Annotated in this window: 18 protein-coding genes; 10 read left to right on the top strand and 8 right to left on the bottom strand. The window is 34.1% G+C overall.

The window, feature by feature from the left end; translation table 11 throughout:
• Positions 1-401: 401 nt before the first annotated feature.
• Together ACQ9BO_RS22240 and ACQ9BO_RS22245 are read right to left on the bottom strand one after the other, a co-directional pair.
• Positions 402-2,096: a ribonucleoside-diphosphate reductase subunit alpha gene (locus ACQ9BO_RS22240; protein WP_431245188.1), complete on the bottom strand. Its 1,695-nt coding sequence runs from the start codon at positions 2,094-2,096 to the stop codon at positions 402-404.
• 12 nt (positions 2,097-2,108) lie between these two features.
• Positions 2,109-3,083, bottom strand: coding sequence for a ribonucleotide-diphosphate reductase subunit beta (locus tag ACQ9BO_RS22245; protein WP_431242519.1), 975 nt, complete (start codon positions 3,081-3,083; stop codon positions 2,109-2,111).
• Between the two features lie 548 nt (positions 3,084-3,631).
• Between ACQ9BO_RS22245 and ACQ9BO_RS22250 the strand changes: the two genes are divergently transcribed.
• The 4 genes from ACQ9BO_RS22250 (at position 3,632) to ACQ9BO_RS22265 (ending at position 5,799) form a co-directional block, all read left to right on the top strand.
• Entirely contained in the window at positions 3,632-4,510 is an 879-nt protein-coding gene (locus ACQ9BO_RS22250) for a helix-turn-helix domain-containing protein (protein WP_431242520.1), read from the top strand.
• Between the two features lie 71 nt (positions 4,511-4,581).
• Complete coding sequence (locus ACQ9BO_RS22255) at positions 4,582-4,998, top strand: SDR family oxidoreductase (RefSeq protein WP_431242521.1); 417 nt, start codon at positions 4,582-4,584, stop codon at positions 4,996-4,998.
• Positions 4,999-5,012: 14 nt separating this feature from the next.
• Positions 5,013-5,408 (top strand): hypothetical protein, encoded by a 396-nt coding sequence (locus ACQ9BO_RS22260; RefSeq protein ID WP_431242522.1) that lies wholly within the window; start codon positions 5,013-5,015, stop codon positions 5,406-5,408.
• Positions 5,368-5,799 (top strand): DUF5367 family protein, encoded by a 432-nt coding sequence (locus ACQ9BO_RS22265; protein WP_431242523.1) that lies wholly within the window; start codon positions 5,368-5,370, stop codon positions 5,797-5,799. Before ACQ9BO_RS22260 ends, ACQ9BO_RS22265 begins: the two co-directional genes overlap by 41 nt.
• Positions 5,800-5,948: 149 nt before the next feature.
• On the opposite strand, the gene ACQ9BO_RS22270 is transcribed toward ACQ9BO_RS22265, so the two are convergent.
• The 5 genes from ACQ9BO_RS22270 to ACQ9BO_RS22290 form a co-directional block, all read right to left on the bottom strand.
• Positions 5,949-7,196, bottom strand: a complete 1,248-nt coding sequence (locus ACQ9BO_RS22270) for an MFS transporter (protein ID WP_431242524.1) — start codon at positions 7,194-7,196, stop codon at positions 5,949-5,951.
• 19 nt (positions 7,197-7,215) lie between these two features.
• Complete coding sequence (locus ACQ9BO_RS22275) at positions 7,216-7,443, bottom strand: hypothetical protein (protein ID WP_431242525.1); 228 nt, start codon at positions 7,441-7,443, stop codon at positions 7,216-7,218.
• A gap of 6 nt (positions 7,444-7,449) precedes the next feature.
• Positions 7,450-8,046, bottom strand: a complete 597-nt coding sequence (locus ACQ9BO_RS22280; protein ID WP_431242526.1) for a TetR/AcrR family transcriptional regulator — start codon at positions 8,044-8,046, stop codon at positions 7,450-7,452.
• Positions 8,047-8,290: 244 nt separating this feature from the next.
• Complete coding sequence (locus tag ACQ9BO_RS22285) at positions 8,291-9,892, bottom strand: family 43 glycosylhydrolase (RefSeq protein ID WP_431242527.1); 1,602 nt, start codon at positions 9,890-9,892, stop codon at positions 8,291-8,293.
• Between the two features lie 92 nt (positions 9,893-9,984).
• Positions 9,985-10,563 carry a murein L,D-transpeptidase catalytic domain-containing protein gene (locus ACQ9BO_RS22290; protein ID WP_431242528.1) on the bottom strand — a complete coding sequence of 193 codons (579 nt, stop codon included), beginning with the start codon at positions 10,561-10,563 and terminating at the stop codon, positions 9,985-9,987.
• A gap of 346 nt (positions 10,564-10,909) precedes the next feature.
• Between ACQ9BO_RS22290 and ACQ9BO_RS22295 the strand changes: the two genes are divergently transcribed.
• The gene (locus tag ACQ9BO_RS22295; RefSeq protein ID WP_431242529.1) at positions 10,910-12,034 is read left to right on the top strand and encodes a hypothetical protein; all 1,125 of its coding nucleotides are present in this window, start codon (positions 10,910-10,912) and stop codon (positions 12,032-12,034) included.
• A gap of 67 nt (positions 12,035-12,101) precedes the next feature.
• On the opposite strand, the gene ACQ9BO_RS22300 is transcribed toward ACQ9BO_RS22295, so the two are convergent.
• Positions 12,102-12,572, bottom strand: a complete 471-nt coding sequence (locus tag ACQ9BO_RS22300; protein ID WP_431242530.1) for a YybH family protein — start codon at positions 12,570-12,572, stop codon at positions 12,102-12,104.
• A 368-nt stretch (positions 12,573-12,940) separates the two neighbouring features.
• Here ACQ9BO_RS22300 and ACQ9BO_RS22305 point away from each other — a divergent pair, with 368 nt between their 5' ends.
• From ACQ9BO_RS22305 to ACQ9BO_RS22325, 5 genes are all read left to right on the top strand, one after another.
• Positions 12,941-13,339 carry a response regulator gene (locus ACQ9BO_RS22305; RefSeq protein ID WP_431242531.1) on the top strand — a complete coding sequence of 133 codons (399 nt, stop codon included), beginning with the start codon at positions 12,941-12,943 and terminating at the stop codon, positions 13,337-13,339.
• Between the two features lie 10 nt (positions 13,340-13,349).
• Entirely contained in the window at positions 13,350-14,240 is an 891-nt protein-coding gene (locus ACQ9BO_RS22310) for a PAS domain-containing protein (RefSeq protein WP_431242532.1), read from the top strand.
• A gap of 59 nt (positions 14,241-14,299) precedes the next feature.
• On the top strand, positions 14,300-14,971 hold the full coding sequence (locus tag ACQ9BO_RS22315) for a PAS domain-containing protein (RefSeq protein WP_431242533.1): 672 nt from the start codon (positions 14,300-14,302) through the stop codon (positions 14,969-14,971).
• Positions 14,972-15,005: 34 nt separating this feature from the next.
• The gene (locus ACQ9BO_RS22320) at positions 15,006-16,577 is read left to right on the top strand and encodes a PAS domain-containing sensor histidine kinase (protein WP_431245189.1); all 1,572 of its coding nucleotides are present in this window, start codon (positions 15,006-15,008) and stop codon (positions 16,575-16,577) included.
• Between the two features lie 139 nt (positions 16,578-16,716).
• A complete protein-coding gene (locus ACQ9BO_RS22325; RefSeq protein ID WP_431242534.1) occupies positions 16,717-17,109 on the top strand; it encodes a hypothetical protein in 393 nt (130 codons plus the stop codon).
• The last annotated feature ends 40 nt before the right edge of the window (positions 17,110-17,149 follow it).

Genomic DNA, 17,149 nt, shown 5'->3' on the forward strand with positions numbered 1-17,149 from the left:
TGGCTTTAGGGAAATTGAATAATTCGCAACAAACTTAATAATATTATCTAATAATCCTAATTTGCCCGATCATGCAACACGCTGTTGACATTATTCTAATAATTTGATTAAAGACTCGAATCGCTATAAATTTGACAATTTCATAAACTGAAAAATCTAAAAAATTTGACTTTATCTAATTTTTTAGATTTTAAAAACGGATTTTTCAAACTGCCCTCTGTTAAGATAAAATCATTTTTTTATTAATAATAGCTAAAATACCGTAGCCAATTTCTTAAATCGTAAATTTGAGCGAAAGTGACTTTTAGAAATTAGTAAAAAAAGCTTTACTATATTTTTTGACGCTTATTTTTAGAATATTGGGGACAAAAAAATCGGAAGAAACTTCCGATTTTAGATTTTTAAGATTCGCAACTGCCGCAGGTAACCAAACTTGTAACCAATTCTTTCGAAACACTCTGGCTTCTCTGATAATACAAGCTTTTGATTCCGAGTTGCCAAGATTCTATCATTAAACGATTTACTTCTTTAATTGGCAATTCTGCAGGAATATTAAGATTTAAGCTTTGCCCTTGATCTACAAATTTTTGACGAATCGCGACTTGTTGCACAATCTCAAGCTGACTGATTTCTTTAAAGGTTTTAAAAACATCTTTTTCAGTTTGGGTCAACTGTTCCATGTGTTGCACGCTTCCTCCATTTAGCATAATTCCTCTCCAAACTTCTTCGTTATCAAGGCCTTTGTCTTCAAGCAGTTTTTTCAAATATTTATTTTTACGCATGAAATTTCCTTTGCTCAAACCAGCCTTATAATAATTACTACTGAAAGGCTCAATTCCAGGCGAAGTTTGCCCTAAAATTGCCGATGACGATGTTGTTGGCGCAATGGCCATTGTTGTCGTATTTCTTCTTCCGTAACCTTTCAACAACTCTGGCTCACCATAAATCCTAGCTAAATCCTGTGTTGCTTTATCGGCTTTATCGCTGATGTGTTTGAAAATTTCTGTCGTTTTCATTTTGGCTTCCAAACCTTCAAACGGAATCATATTTTTTTGCAAATACGAATGCCATCCTAAAACGCCTAAACCTAAAGCACGATGCCTTTTTGCAAATTTATTCGCGACAGAAAGATAATAATTGCCTTCTGTTTTTTCGATGAATTCTTGCAAAACAGCATCCAAGAAAAATATCGCCAATTTTACGGCTTCAGTATCTTTCCATTCATCATAAAGCTCCAAATTCATTGATGAAAGACAGCAAATAAACGATTCATCAAAATCTGATGGAAGCATAATTTCACTGCATAAATTACTTGCATTAATGCGAAGGTTTTTATCTTTATAAACTTGCGGTTTGTTTTTGTTTACGTTATCGCTGAAAAAAATATAAGGCAATCCTTTTTGCTGACGGCTTTCTAGAACTTTCGCCCAAATTTGTCGTTTTTCGATGTCGCCGTCAATCATTTCCTGCATCCAATAATCAGGAACGCAAATTCCGGTAAACAAGTTCTGAATTGGATTTCCAATGCTCTTTATTTTCAAAAATTCTTCAATATCTGGATGATCCACATCTAAATATGCCGCAAATGCCCCACGACGCACACCGCCTTGCGAAATCGTATCCATTGCAGTGTCAAAAAGTTTCATGAAACTTACAGCTCCACTACTTTTTCCGTTATCGGTTACGGCACTTCCTCTTCCTCGCATTTCACCAAAATAACCCGAAGTTCCACCACCAATTTTCGTCTGCATAATAACTTCACCAAGCTTATGCGTAATGCCTTCAATTTTATCTGGAATATGAACATTGAAACACGAAATTGGCAAGCCACGCTCTGTACCCATATTAGCCCAAACTGGCGAACTGATGCTCATCCAGCCACGCTCAATCATTTCGACAAAAGATTCTTTCAATTCTGGTTTATAAAGTCTTTTTCGTCGCGCCGTGCAAATTCTATCAATTGCACCTTCAACCGTTTCGCCTTTTAGAAGATAACCTCGGTTTAAGATTTGTTCACTTTCTGAGTTTTTCCACCACATTTTATTTCCAGCTTCGCTCATCGGTCTGCTTTCTTCATTTATATCTATTACATTCATCATTTTATGCTTTTAGAACAAATCATTTGCCGTTATACTCTTATCATGTTTTGTATATTCTACTGGTCTTTTTGCGAAGAAATCATCCAGACTGTTGGCAAAAACTTCTTCTTCAAACCACAACATCGCTTTATAATCTTCTGCCGAAACATCAAATACGGTTGGAATTCCAATTTGTTTCAGACTTTCATCTAATCTGAATTTCATAAAATTAACCAAATCCGTTTTTTTGATTGATTCGATTTCACCATCTTCAAAAATCCAATCCAAAATATCCGATTCTACATCGATCGAATATTTAACAGTATCTCTAATTGTCAATAAAGTAGTATCATCAAAATAATCAGGGAATTCTTCGCGTATTTTATTGATGATAAAAATTCCTCCGTTAGCATGAATTTGCTCATCAATTGAAGTCCAAGCAATAATATTGCTCACATTTTTCATGTAACCTTTGAATCTCGTAAACGAAAGCAAAATCGCAAACTGACTGAAAAGCGATACATTTTCAATCAGAATACTAAACAAAATCAGCGAAACCATGTATTTCTTGTTATCCTGCGAGCGTGTATCTTTTAAAACATTAGAAAGATAATCGACACGCTTGCGGATTACTGGAACGTCTAATAATTTTTCGAATTCATCATTATATCCTAAAACTTCCAGCAAACGGGAATACGCCTCAGAATGTCTGAATTCACATTCGGCGAAAGTCGTTCCTAGACCATTAAATTCAGGCTTTGGAAAATGCTCATAAATATTTCCCCAAAAACTTTTCACTGCCACTTCTATCTGGGCAATTGCTAATAAACTGTTTTTGATTGCTGTTTTTTCAGCTGGCGACAAATGCGAATGAAAATCTTGTGTGTCAGCAGTAAAATCAACCTCTGTATGAACCCAGTACGCTTTATTTATAGCTTCAGTAAATTGTAGTACTTCCGGGTATTCAAAAGGCTTATAATTGATTCTTTTATCAAATATGGACATAATATATAATATTAACGATGAATAATGTTTGGATACGAAATGACGATTTGAAGAGGTATTTTTACATCTCGATACTTACAAATTTAAGCCAGGCATTTTTGTTTTACTTTCCATTTCGTGTTAAAAATCGAAGCAATTATCAACAGGAAAAAATGCAATTTTTTATTTGTTAAAAAAGTATTTATCAACAGCTCATTTTAAATCTATAACCCTCGACAAACCAGTTATTTAAAAAGAATCTAAATAAAGTTGTCAACAGGAAAAATCGCTTTTATTCTTCGATTAAAAAAAACAGTTATCAACAGCAAACTCGAAAATGAGCAAAATTTCATCTGTAAAAGTGTTACAAAAAGTGGCATTTGAAGTCTCATTTTAAGATTCAAAAAGGTCGGAGTCTAAAAAAATCAAATTGAAAAATAAAACTAATTATTTAATTTTAAACAATTTACAAAAATTAAGAATTGTTTAAAGTCTAATTTCTAAATCTGAGGAAAGAAATAAAAATGAGTTTTTTCTCTTAAACAATTCTCAAAAAACAGCAATATCAAATGACAACAGATATCATAGAATTGAATGACTTTATCGTTTTGATTGAACAATCGAATACAACAAAAACTATAATTCAAAGATGTGAAATTGACGGCGACGCAGTTGGATTTGCATTTTACGGATCGGGCAATGTTGAATTGGAAATCAAGCACAATAATCAGACAAAATATTTGACAAATACGACCGGTTTGGCGATTTGTTTTTTCGGAAATCAGAAAGTCGAATTCTCACATAAAATTGAACCCGACAAACCTTTGCAATCCATTAGTATTTTCACCAAACCGAAACATCTAAGCGCACTTCCTGAAGCCGAAAAAGAAATTTTTGAAAAATACCTTCCAGAACTATTGCATCCGAAAGAACATTTTGTAGAAGGACCATCATATTATATGACGCTCGACATGCAATTGGCAGTTCAAAAAATATTCAACACAACTTACACCGGAAATACGCGATTATTATTTTTGAGAAGCCAAGTCAACGAACTTTTGGCACATTTTTTTGCGCTTTTAAGCACCGATGCCAAAATTGATTTTTCTGAAATTGACAAAAACAAATTGTATAAAGCCAAAGAAATTGTAACTACACATTACTCTAAACCGCCATCGATTATACAATTATCGCAAATGGTAGGTTTGAACAGCAACAAACTCAAAAAGAATTTTAAAGAACTTTTTGGCATTCCAGTTTTCAAATATGTACAAGAAGAACGCCTTCATAAAGCATATGAATTGCTTCGCGAAAGCGAAAAAACAGTTCAAGAAGCCGCTTGGGAAGTAGGTTACGAAAGTTTGAGTTCGTTTTCAAATGCTTTCAACAAAAAATTCGGGATGCGCCCAAATGAAGTTCGGTTTCAATTCCTTTCAAACAAATCATAATTCTTTTGCGACAAATGATTGATTTTTAATCTAATCAACTTTGTATCAGTAATCATTTAAAGAATATTGATATGAGCAAAAAGAAAATTTTAGTCTTGGGTTCGAACGGGAAAACGGGACGCAGAGTAATTGAAAGATTAAAAAACAACTCAGATGTTGAAATTCGTTTAGGTTCGAGAAATGAAAAAATTCCTTTTGATTGGGAAAATCCACAAACTTGGGAAAATGTTCTGCAAGACATTGAAACCGTTTACATTACTTTTCAGCCCGATTTAGCAATTCCTTCGGCGGTCGAAACGATTCAGAAATTTACTGTTTTGGCAACAAAATCGGGAGTTCAAAAAATGGTTTTATTATCTGGAAGAGGCGAAAAAGAAGCACAACTTTGTGAAGAAATCGTAAAAGAAAATGCCAAAAATTGGACAATCGTTCGTGCAAGCTGGTTCAATCAAAATTTTAGCGAAAGCTTTTTCTTGATCCAATATTAGTCGGAATCGTTGCTTTGCCAAGAGCCGAAGCACTTGAACCTTTTACCGATGCAGATGATATTGCTGATGTAGTTTTGGAATCTCTTTTAAACGACAAACATAATTCAGAAACCTATGAATTAACAGGGCCAAGATTATTGACTTTTAAAGAAGCGGTTAGTGAAATCGCCGAAGCCAGTGGCAGAAATATCACATTTCAAGGATTGACTTTAGAAGAATACACACAGATGCTGAAAGAATATCAGGTTCCAGAAGATCATATTTGGCTTGTAAATTATTTATTTGAACAAGTTTTGGATGGACGAAATTCGAATATAACTTCGGATATCGAAAAAGTTTTAGGCCGAAAAGCAAAAGATTTCAGCGCTTATGCGAAAGAGACAGCCAAAACCGGAATTTGGAATTCCTAAAACCAGAGAAATGAATTATTTTAGAGCGACTTTATCTGGCATATTGGTTTGGATTTTGGTCAGTATTTCGTTTTACATTTTGGATCAAATTCCGTTTATAAAGGAATTCTTCTGGCTTCAATCGTTAATTGTTATGTGTGGAATTGTATTTTTTGGGATTTGTGGAGCTAAAATCTATTTCAGAAAAAATTCTCAGACAAATGGTTTGCTACTTGGAATTGCAATGTCGGCAACCGCTTTAATCTTGGATGTTTTGATAACCGTTCCTTTTGTAGAAATACCAAATGGAAGAAGTTATTACAGCTTTTTTACTAGTCCTGTTTTATGGCTTTTGGCAACTATTAATGTGCTTTCAGTTTATTTTTATTGGAAGAAAAAACAAAACATTTGACTTTAAAAACGAAATTAGGAACATTGCCAATGGTTTCAACCATTGGGACGCAATGATAACATTTGCTTAGTCCCCCAAGGTTGAAACCTTGGGCTACAAAAAAGCTTGTTCTAACGAACAAGCTTTTTGTTTATTTCTTAAAATTGAAATTAAAGATTCGCGTCTTTAACTTTGGCTTTCGCCAATTGACTTACTCTGTAAATCAGAAATATACTGAACAAAGTAACAACTGCAACCACATAACCCAGAATAGGATAGTTTTCCAAAGGCGAAGTTTTTGTTTGTTGATGCACGATAAATCCGGCAGAAACTGCTCCAATTCCTCCTGCAATTTGTTGCAATGATGATGTTATAGACATATATGCGCCACGATCCTGCATTTCAGGAATTGCCGTATTTAATGTTGTCGCCGGAATCATTCGGCTCATGATTCCCATAAATAAAATCATGTTCAACACCACAATTTGCCAAAGCGGAATTGGACTCAAATTGGTGTAAATCAAAATCATGATTATAGACAAAACTGATCCTGCCGCAAATAATTTAAACTTGCTTATTTTATCACTTAATTTCCCGATAAGTGGCATTATAAATAATACTGAAAGACCTGTAAAGAAAAATACCATTGGCAATTCTTCTTGGCTGATATGAATATTATTGACTAAAAATGCACTTCCGAAAGGTTGTAACATAAAACCTCCTATTGAAAGAAAAGCAATTGCCATGAACCCAACTTGGTATTGCCTGTTGCTCAAAGTATGCCACAAATGCAAAAATGGACTTTTGTCTGATTGCACCTCCAAATGTTTTGTAATTGCCGGCAATTTCGTTGCAACTGCCGCAAGAATCAGTAATGCTAAAACCGCAATCATAATAAAAGTAGAATGCCAGCCCCAGTGGTTAGCAAAAAATAATCCAGCAGGTACACCAAGAATTTGACTCGATGCGTATGCCATTTGAATAAATCCCATGACGCGTCCTCTTTGCTGAATCACAAATAAATCGGTTACGATGGCTAATGAAATAGAGCCAATTACGCCTCCAAAAAGTCCGGTAAAAATTCGTGCCATCAACAACATATGATAACTTGAAGAAAAGGCACAAAAAATAGTTCCAATAATAAATCCGATATAGAAGAAAATCAAGAGTTTTTTTCGATCGAATTTATCTGCAAAACCTGTCGCTAAAAGTCCAGAAATTCCGGCGCTAAAAGCATATGCAGAAACAGCAAAACCAAAATCAGAAGTGGTCATGCTTAACTTTTTCATTAATATATCTCCAAGCGGAGAAATTACGACAAAGTCTAAGATTACTGTAAATTGCAAAAGTGCCAGAATAGCGATAATAAATTTTTGATGTAAGGTGAAAGCCGTGCTTTCTATAGTAGTTTTTTCCACTTTAATAATTTGTATTTTTTTACGATAATTCCTGGCACGCGTGGCCAAAATCACGAATTAATTTTATAATTTCTTCTGGTTTCAATGTTTCCGAAACCACTCGAAGAACGCAATCGACGTCTTCACAATCAATACTCCATTCTTGAATTTGCGGATGATTGCTCAATAATTGATGCGCAATTGAATTAGAATCTATTGTTCCAATGTTGGTTTTAAAAATATGTATTGTGTTTAAATCTGTTTCCATAATTTTTCAAGGTTTTAAGCCTTTAACAGTCGCTTGAAAGGCTTCTTTCATAATTTCTTTCGTAAGCACAAATGGTTTTCCTCCCATACTTTTGCGTTCGGCATGCATGTTCAATAATGTATAAAGAGGTCCGTACGCCACACACCAAAATGCTTCAAAACTCATTGGGAGAAGTTCTTTATTTTGAAGTGCGTTGTCTGTAAATTGGTTCATAATGGCTCTAAAATCGGCAAACTCACTAATTGAGTCCAAAATGATTTCTCCATGTGGCGAGTGTTTGATGATTTCAAAAAATGCAACTTCTTTAGGATATTTCATTGCAAAGTTGGCGCGGTTTTCCCATTGTTTCCACAAACCTTCTTCAAATGGCATGTCTGGCGAAAAGTCTTTAATAGTGCTTTTGAAAAACTTCAGCCCGATTTTGGCTCCTATTTTTTGAATCAAATCATCTTTGTCAGCATAATAAATATAGAGCGTACCAACAGAGATTGAACAGGCTTTCGCCAATTTATTCATACTGAAACCTTGAAACCCTTCCTGCACAATCTGGTCAATCGCCATTTCAATAACCAGTTTTTCTTTGTCAATATCTCTAATTCTCATAGCTGTATTTTTTTACAAAGATAAAACAATAAATGAATGAACGCTTTTTTATTTTTATTTTTTTCACGTTTTAAGAAAAAAGAAGCAAGAAGCAAGATTTTGCAAAAAATTAAAGCCTGATTTCTTCGAAATTAACCATAAAAAAAGTCTGTAAACAAACCGCTTACAGACTTAAAAACACTAAACAAATAAAATTAAATTACTTTCTATACAAATATTGCCTCTTGATTCTTTTCTCTAAATTTTACTTTCCGCTTCTCACCAAGTAAATATCATCCGCTAAACAATATGACTTTGCTTTTCCGTTAGCTAGGAAACCAACTTCAGCTTTTCCACCTTTTATGGCAATATTTTTAATTTCTATTGTTTTCCAATCGGCATTCTCTTCCTTTACATTAAATTGAAATTTCTTTCCATTGCTTAAAACATAGACCTCAAGATTATCAAATCCCGCACTGTTTTTAATTTTTACAGATAAATTATAAAGTCCGTCTTCTAATTTGACATAAGGCGAAGATTCTACAATCTGAAAAACTTTTCTTTTAAAATTGACTTTATCACTAATATTTAAACTCTTTTCGCCAATTACTGTTTTTCTTTCGATTTGCGTATTAAAATGATTTAAAACGGGCGAAGTAGCAGTATCTTGGCTAATAACATTTCCTTCAATTATCTCACTTGCCCAGCCAGTCAACTGAAGCTGTACGGGTTTGACCGGACTTGGAATATGGCGTCGGTCAGCTTCAAAACTGCCGTTTCTTATATAATTATTTTCTTTGTTTACTTTCCAAGTTCCTGTTTTTGCATCCAAATCCCAAGCGCTAAGCGAATTAAAATAGGGTTCAGTTCCATCAAATGACATTGGACACCACTGATTATAGCCTAAACCGTTTCCGGCAAAATCGGCCCAGCGATCACCACAATACACGATAGTTTCTTGTTTACTTCCTTTTACCGAAAAGAAAAAACCAGTTTGTGAGACATGTGCAAAATCGTCTTCTGCGCCTTTTGTGATCAACATATCATTTGTTGGAAGATAAGGACCACGAATGTCATCGGCAACTAAATAATACGCAAAAGAGGAATCCCAGCCGTATATGTTTGAAGCGTACATATAATATTTGCCTTTGTATTTGAACATGCAGTTTCCTTCCCTGCTTTCGCCTTTGAAAATTTCAGTGCAATCCAACAGATTTACCTGTCCTTCTTTCATTCCAATTTCCGAAACGTAAATTCTGTTGCGACCTTTTCCGTAAGAATAAATCAAATACGATTTTCCGGTATCTTCATCCGTAAAAACAGTCTGATCGCCAGTATTGCTGGTTCCAATCATTTTTTCCATGTTTATCTTTTTGTCCCACAAAAATTCACCCGTAGGAGAATCAGAAAGTGTAATCAACACTTCGCTTCCATGCTGTACAAACATGGCGTATTTCTTTATTTCTTTAATGTAGCAAACGCCCAAACGCCCCACCCATGTTTTTCCGGTTTTGTTTGCTTCTTCTTTTGATAAAACATTTTTCTCAAAAGTCCAATTCACTAAATCAGTAGAACTGTAGCAGGTTACAGCTTCAAAATTATTTTTTTCATGCGTCACAGAAGGATCTGCACGATACATATCGGCTTCGGCATAATGTACACCGTACCAATAATATTTTTGTTTTCCTGTAGCGGGATCAGGAAATTTAAAGATCCCTCCTCCTTGACTATTTAAAGGTTTTCCATCAACAGTATTCCAAAAAACATCGTTTTTTATTGTAGTCTTTTGAGCAATAGTTTTATTCGATATTCCGAGACAAAACATTAAAAGAATAACGTTTAAGGAATACCATTTTTGAATTTTCATATTTATTACGGTTAGTTAGTTCGTAATAAAATTATTGAATAGCTATAAAGTTTGCGTCATGCACTATCCTGTTTAGTAATAGATATTTAAGATTATTGCAGATTTTGAATTGTCGATAATCTTTTCAAGTCGTTTAAAAAAACTTCATTGACCATTGGACAGCCATGACTTCTGGAAATATAATAATCCTGCTCTTGTTCTGGAACGGCAGAATAGGAATGCAAAACAACAGCTCTTTTCAAAACATTGCTGTTTGTTTCATCTAAACCTGATAGTCTATATGATTTTCCAAATATTCCGTTATAGGATTTTCCGATTGCACATCGGCCCAAAGAAGTGGCATTAGAATTAGGTTCATTGCTGAATTTAAGATTTCCTGCAATTCCGGTTTCTGAGCCACACCCGTGCGCAACGAGCCCTTCGTCCAAAATTTTGTCGTTTTCCAAGTCATAAACGAAGAATCGGTTTTTTCCTGATTTGATTTTCATATCGATAAAAAAAGCGATTTTGGTATTATAAGAATGGCTGGTTTTGATCTTCTCTTTTACTGTCGCCAGCTGACTGTTGAATCTTTCAATATCAGTTGCGGTCCAATTTTCTGTTCCGGATATGACTTTTGGACTTCCAAAAAAAGATACAGAAAGCAGTACGATTAAATTGAAAATTTTCATAAAAGTGGTATTAAAAATTTACACAAAACATTTTTTAGAAAAAGTTGTTTTTTATGATGCAAATTTACCTTGCCAGTTCAACACAAATCAGACATTAAAAGACTTAAAAACAACACAATAAGATTTAATTCCAACTAAAAGCAACTCGATATTTTTCAAAAAAACTTCAAAACAAGCATTTTTACTAGATCTTTCTATTTTGTCTTTTTTGTGAGAGAATAGACTTTTAGGCAACAAAATTAAAACACTGAACCAAAGCTTATTACGATAAGAATTTTAATATTAATGCTTTTTTATATGCTTAATATTGTATAACTTGCATATAGCAAATAAAAATCCACACATTATGAAAAAAGTTTTATTCTCAATTTTAGTAGTTGTGATAAGTATAATGTATCAGCCGATTTTTTCCCAAACCGAAGATACCGAACCTGCTCTAGGGTTGCCCGGTGACAACTTAGATCTTTACGCTGTTCTGAGTCTTTTTCAAAAATCAAAAACAATTGAAGAATTTGAAAAAAAATTAAATCTTAAAGAAACTGGAATCAATAACTTGGATCTTAATCTCGATAAAAAAGTAGATTTTATAAAAGTAGTTACCAAAAAGAATGGCAATTCCTTTACTTTTATTCTTCAAGTCAATGTGACTAAAAGCGAAACTCAGGATGTTGCGATCATCTTGGTAGATAAAGACAAAAACGGAAAAGTCTCACTTCAAATGGTTGGAGATGAAGATCTTTACGGCAAAAATTATATAATTGAGCCCAAAAAAGACGTTCCTGCTGTAACTGCAAATCCCGCTTACTCTGGAGATAATCCTGTCACCCAAAGTACTCCTGCAACAACCGTAATCGTGGAGCAGGCGCCAATAGTTCAATATGTGTATTCTCCTGCTTACGTTCCTTATTATCCGCCGTATTATTACGGTTATTATCCTCCTTATTTTGTCGCTTTTACGGTATTGGCGGTTGGAATTTATCGTCACAATCACTGGTATCATGGTGGGCATTATGGCTATCACGGAGGACATTATGGCGGTCATAACAACATTATTATCAATAACAATAATAGAAACAGCATTAATCATTACAATAGCAACAGATCAAGGTCAAACACTGTAGCACGAAATAATTCTGGAGGCCGTTATGGCAATAGCGTTTCGAATCGTGCAACAAATACAGGACTTTCGAATAGAGGCTCATCTTCAAATCGTCCTTCGGCAGGAACTTCTGATAGAGGTTCTAACAGAGGTACATCTGCAAATCGTCCTTCTGCAGGAACATCAGATAGAAGTTCAAATAGAGGTTCGTCAGCAAATCGTCCTTCAGCAGGAACATCAGATAGAAGCTTTTCATCACCATCAAATCGCAGTTCTTCTAATTTTAATTCAGGAGGCGGCAGAACAAGATCTGGAGGCGGAGGTTTTGGTGGCGGTGGCGGTTTTGGCGGTGGCGGTGGACGCAGACGTTAATCAAAATACAAATGCATAAAAAAAAGATCGGATTTGAAATCCGATCTTTTTTTATATCATCATTTATTTATTGATCTGAAACACTCATATCTCTTACGCAGACATATTTTCCGTCTCTTTTTACAAACAAACTCATATAGTTTCCTGTATTTATAATGGTTTTTGTAGAATCTGTAACTTCAAAAGCACCTGTTTCTACTACTTGGTTTCCATCATCTGATACAAAAATTTCACCTGTTTTAAATGCAATCTGATTGGAATTTGAGCCAACATTATCTTTCAAAAACTCTAAAATATTAGCTTTTCCAACCAAAGGAATATGGTTTTGGTAGTAGCTAATCGCATCATCTGCATAATAGCCAACACTTGTAAGTTCACCTGAATTATACACTCTAGCAAAGTCATCTTCTTTACTTTGGATTTCCTTTTTTATCGCTTCTTTATCAACCACTACAGGTTCTTCTTTTTTTGTATTGCAGGCAAAGACAGAAGTTAAAATACCTAACAACAAAATTTCTTTCAAGACATTGTTTTTCATATATTTAAGGATTTAAAACTATATATTAAAAGTAGTTATAAAAAATAAAATATCACGTTATTTCTGTCAAAAATATTATTCGGTTTTGATAAAGATCACGAAAACATTTCAATATATTTATATGAATCTGAATAGATTAAAGCAATACAGATCCTTAGACATATATTTTTGCCAGAATTATAACAAGTTATTGAGGTCATATTGACTCTTTCTCAAAAAAATTGCTCTATATTAGCAGGAGAAAAAGCTAATATTAAGAATCCATCAAAAGGTCAATTTATAAAAAACGCTTTATATTTAATTTTACCCCAATTAAAAATGAATAAAAACCATTACAATATTTTACTTGCAGACGACGACGACGACGATTGCTCTTTTTTAAAGAAGCTCTTGACGAATTAAACCTACCAGTAACTCTTGTAACAGTACATGATGGCGTACAATTAATGGATTATTTAAAAGCGCATTCACCTAACAATTTGCCAGATATTCTTTTTCTAGATTTGAATATGCCTCGCAAAAATGGCCACGAATGCCTGAAAGAAATTAAGGAAATACCAGAATTTGATATACTTCCTGTAATTATTTTTTCTACTTCTCTAGATATTGAAATTGTTGATTTGATGTACGAAAAAGGTGCTACACATTATATACGCAAACCTGGCGAATTTTCTAAACTAAAAGCTGTAATCAGCAATGCTTTGTCAACCACAGTCGAAAATAATTTAAAACAGCCTGCGAGAGAACAATTCGTTCTTCAGCCATAATTTTTCAGGGATGAACCACGAGGAATATTATTTTCTAGCTGACGGCGGCGAAATGGGCAAATTGACCCGATCCAAAGATTGGAGCAAAACTGCTTTAGGCATTCCTCATTTATGGCCAAAGAGTCTTCAGACAATGGTTTCGGTAATGCTCAACAATCCTATTGGAATGTACATTGCTTGGGGAAATGAATATACTCAACTTTATAATGATGCCTTTCGCCCAATTCTGGGTTCAATAAAACATCCTGACGCTTTGGGAATTGGTTCTAAAGAAACATTTTCCGAAATTTGGGATACTATCGGGCCAATGTTTGAAGATGTCATGAATGGCAATGCTGTTAGCTATTCTGATCTAAAACTTATCTTAAATCGGAATGGATTTGATGAAGAATGTTATTTCAACTTTTCCTATACTCCAATTAAAACTGAAAATGGAAATGTTGGGGGCATATTAGTAACTGTTGTTGAAACTACCGAAAAAACGGAGCAACTTTTAAGCAAAGCCAAAGTTCAAGAAAGCGAGCAAAAAATAAGACAAATTGTAGAAAATGCTCCTTTTCCAATAGGGGTTTATGTGGGAAAAGAACAACGCATCGAGCTAGCCAATCAATCCATTATGGACGTTTGGGGAAAAGGAAATGATGTTGTTGGAAAATTATATACCGAGATCTTGCCAGAACTCAACAATCAATCGGTTTTTGAACAAGTTAACCGCGTTTTTGAAACGGGTGAAGCTTTTCATAATAAAAATGCTCGCATTGACATTACCATGAACGGCAAACTGGAAACCTTTTATTTCAATTACAGTTTTACGCCGCTTTATGATACAAACGGAAATATTTATGGCGTAATGAACACTGCGACAGAAATTACCGATTTGCATCTCGCCACAAAAAAATAGAAGAAGCGGATAAACGTTTTCGAAATACCGTTAAACAAGCTCCAATAGGAATCACTATTTTGCGCGGACCTGATTATATGGTCGAAATGGCCAATGATGCTTATTTAAAAATTGTTGACAGAGAAGAAAGCACTTTTGTAGGCAGACCACTTTTTGATTCGCTTCCAGAAGTTGAAGAAAGCGTAAACAAACTTTTATCTGACGTATTAACAACTGGAATTCCTTTTCATGGAAATGAAGTTCCAATTCCTTTAAATCGCTACGGAAAACTTGATATTTCCTATTTTGATTTTCTTTATAATCCGTTAAGGGAAGAAAATGGCGAAATCTCAGGAATCATTGTTACCGTTACTGAAGTAAGCGAAAAAGTTGAAACTCGAAAAAAAATCGAGCTTAACGAAGAAAGGCTTAAAATTATAGTTGAAGCTAGTGAACTTGGTACTTGGGAACTCAATCTAAAAGAAAACAAAATTCACTATTCACAACGTTATTTAGAAATCCTTTCCGGACATAAAGAAATGGTTGATCTAAAACACGAGCAATTACTTACTTTCGTTCATCCAGACGATTTACATATAAGAAATACGGCTTATAACGAAGCACTTGTTTCAGGAATCATCAATTATGAACTAAGAGTGATTTGGCATGACAAATCGGTTCATTGGCTTGAAGCCAAAGGAAAAGTTTTTTTGATGCCGAAAATAAACCAGAAAAACTTCTTGGCACAATAAGAGATATTACCGAAGAAAAAACCATCAACAGGAACTGGAAGAAAGCGAAAAGCGTTTTCGTTCTTTAACCGAAAGTATTCCACAGCTAATTTGGGAAACAGATGAAAAAGGGAATTCACTGTTTGTTTCTGGAAAATGGGCTGAATATACCGGAATCCTGCCTGAAGAACAAATTTGGAAAAGCATGATTCATCCTGATGATTTTGATGAAAACATGCGCGTTTGGAGTCATAGTCTTGCTACTGGGGAAATTTACAAATGCGATGTCCGAATCAAAAGATACGACGGCATTTACAGATGGCACACTGTTATTGGAGAACCCGTTTTTAATGACGAAAATAAAATCATTAAATGGGTTGGCGCTTTTACCGATATTCATACTGAAAAAGCATTTACAAATGAGCTTGAGCAACAAGTAACCGCAAGAACTAAAGAACTTAGCCTGATGAATGAATCACTTCAAAAAAGTGAAGAACGTTATCATTTGATGGTCGAGGAAGTTCAGGATTATGCCATTTTGTATCTCAATCATGAAGGTATTGTTGAAAACTGGAATTTAGGTGCCCAAAAAATAAAAGGATATAAAGCCGAAGAAATTATTGGTAAAAGTTTCTCTCAATTTTACACCGAATCTGACCGAAAAAACAATCTTCCTCAGAAGTTATTGAATCTGGCGATTGAAAAAGGAAAATCGAGCCACGAAGGATGGCGCGTTCGAAAGGACAAAACGCTTTTTTGGGCAAACGTAACCCTTACTGCTATTCATAATAAAAACAATCAGATTATTGGTTTCTCTAAAATGACACACGATTTAACAGAGAAAAAGAGTGCCGATGACAAATTAAAAATGAATGCCTTAGAACTTGAAAACAAAAATGCGGAACTTGAAAAAATGAATCAAGAACTTCAATCTTTTGCTTACATTTCAAGTCACGACTTGCAGGAACCATTGCGAAAAATCCAAACTTTTGCTACGCAAATTATGGAGAAAGAATCTGAAAATTTATCTGATTATGGAAAAGATAAATTCAAAAGAATGCAAAATGCGGCACAGCGAATGCAAACTTTAATCAATGATCTGCTTTCGTATTCTAGAACCAATGTTCAGGAAAGAATTTTTGAAAAAGTAGATTTAGGAAAAATTATAGCTGAAGTCAAAGAAGATTTAAAAGAAGAAATTGAACAGAAAAATGCCAAAATTGAAAATCTAAAAAATTGCGAAGCCAATGTTATTCCGTTTCAATTCAGGCAACTTTTATATAATTTGGTGAGTAATTCTCTAAAATTTTCGAATCCTGAAAACCCGATTGTAATAAAAATAAATTGCCAAATTGCTAAAGGTATTGTTTTCAACAATGAAAAATTAATTCCAGAAACCAATTATTGCCACATCAGAATTGAAGACAACGGAATTGGTTTTGAACAACAATACAGCAACAAAATATTTGAAGTTTTTCAGCGCTTGCATGGAAAACTTGAATATAATGGAACAGGAATTGGCTTAGCTATTGTAAAAAAAATTGTAGACAATCATAACGGAATCATAAAGGCAACAGGAAAGTTGAATAAAGGTGCTATTTTTGATATTTATATTCCAGTAAGATAATTTTCAAAAGCCTCAAAATAAGATGTTCTTTTAACAGAAAATTACAAACGTGTTAATTTTTCCAATTAATTAAAAATTCTGTTTTTTTTTATAAGAATAACACTCGATAAAATACAACAAATTTTATAATTAAAAAACTATGAAAAAGCTATTTTTTATACTGCCATTGCTATTTTTTGCATCTGCAATTTTTGCACAAAGCCAAGATCCTTCATCAAAACGCATTTTAGGAAATTGGTATTCGAACACAACCCGAACTACGAAATGGGTTTTTACTCAGGATGGAAAACTTTACAACTATGATCAAAACATAATGAAAGTGATGTATAAATATTCCATATCAAACAGTTGCCAGAACAATTCAAGCGATACTTCTGAATTCGTGACCTTAAGAGATAAGGACGGCGATGAATACTGCTTTAAAATAAATGGAATAAATGAAAACAAAAGTGGCGTGCTATCGCTTACCAATATGAGCAACATGCAACCTCTTATTTTTGTAAACGATATAAATTTAAAAATTGCTCCTTAGTGCGCAGAAAAAAGAAGAAAGAAGGCCTCTATAATTCTTA

The sequence above is a fragment of the Flavobacterium sp. P21 genome, from assembly GCF_050632225.1.
GTDB lineage: Bacteria > Bacteroidota > Bacteroidia > Flavobacteriales > Flavobacteriaceae > Flavobacterium.

Coding starts and splice junctions, on each gene's coding strand:
- ACQ9BO_RS22280 (WP_431242526.1), bottom strand. CDS start 8,046: ATGAGAATTAGAGATATTGACAAAGAAAAACTGGTTATTGAAATGGCG.
- ACQ9BO_RS22325 (WP_431242534.1), top strand. CDS start 16,717: ATGAAAAAGCTATTTTTTATACTGCCATTGCTATTTTTTGCATCTGCA.
- ACQ9BO_RS22300 (WP_431242530.1), bottom strand. CDS start 12,572: ATGAAAAACAATGTCTTGAAAGAAATTTTGTTGTTAGGTATTTTAACT.
- ACQ9BO_RS22265 (WP_431242523.1), top strand. CDS start 5,368: ATGCGAAAGAGACAGCCAAAACCGGAATTTGGAATTCCTAAAACCAGA.
- ACQ9BO_RS22250 (WP_431242520.1), top strand. CDS start 3,632: ATGACAACAGATATCATAGAATTGAATGACTTTATCGTTTTGATTGAA.
- ACQ9BO_RS22240 (WP_431245188.1), bottom strand. CDS start 2,096: ATGAATGTAATAGATATAAATGAAGAAAGCAGACCGATGAGCGAAGCT.
- ACQ9BO_RS22245 (WP_431242519.1), bottom strand. CDS start 3,083: ATGTCCATATTTGATAAAAGAATCAATTATAAGCCTTTTGAATACCCG.
- ACQ9BO_RS22295 (WP_431242529.1), top strand. CDS start 10,910: ATGAAAAAAGTTTTATTCTCAATTTTAGTAGTTGTGATAAGTATAATG.
- ACQ9BO_RS22285 (WP_431242527.1), bottom strand. CDS start 9,892: ATGAAAATTCAAAAATGGTATTCCTTAAACGTTATTCTTTTAATGTTT.
- ACQ9BO_RS22310 (WP_431242532.1), top strand. CDS start 13,350: ATGAACCACGAGGAATATTATTTTCTAGCTGACGGCGGCGAAATGGGC.
- ACQ9BO_RS22275 (WP_431242525.1), bottom strand. CDS start 7,443: ATGGAAACAGATTTAAACACAATACATATTTTTAAAACCAACATTGGA.
- ACQ9BO_RS22290 (WP_431242528.1), bottom strand. CDS start 10,563: ATGAAAATTTTCAATTTAATCGTACTGCTTTCTGTATCTTTTTTTGGA.
- ACQ9BO_RS22255 (WP_431242521.1), top strand. CDS start 4,582: ATGAGCAAAAAGAAAATTTTAGTCTTGGGTTCGAACGGGAAAACGGGA.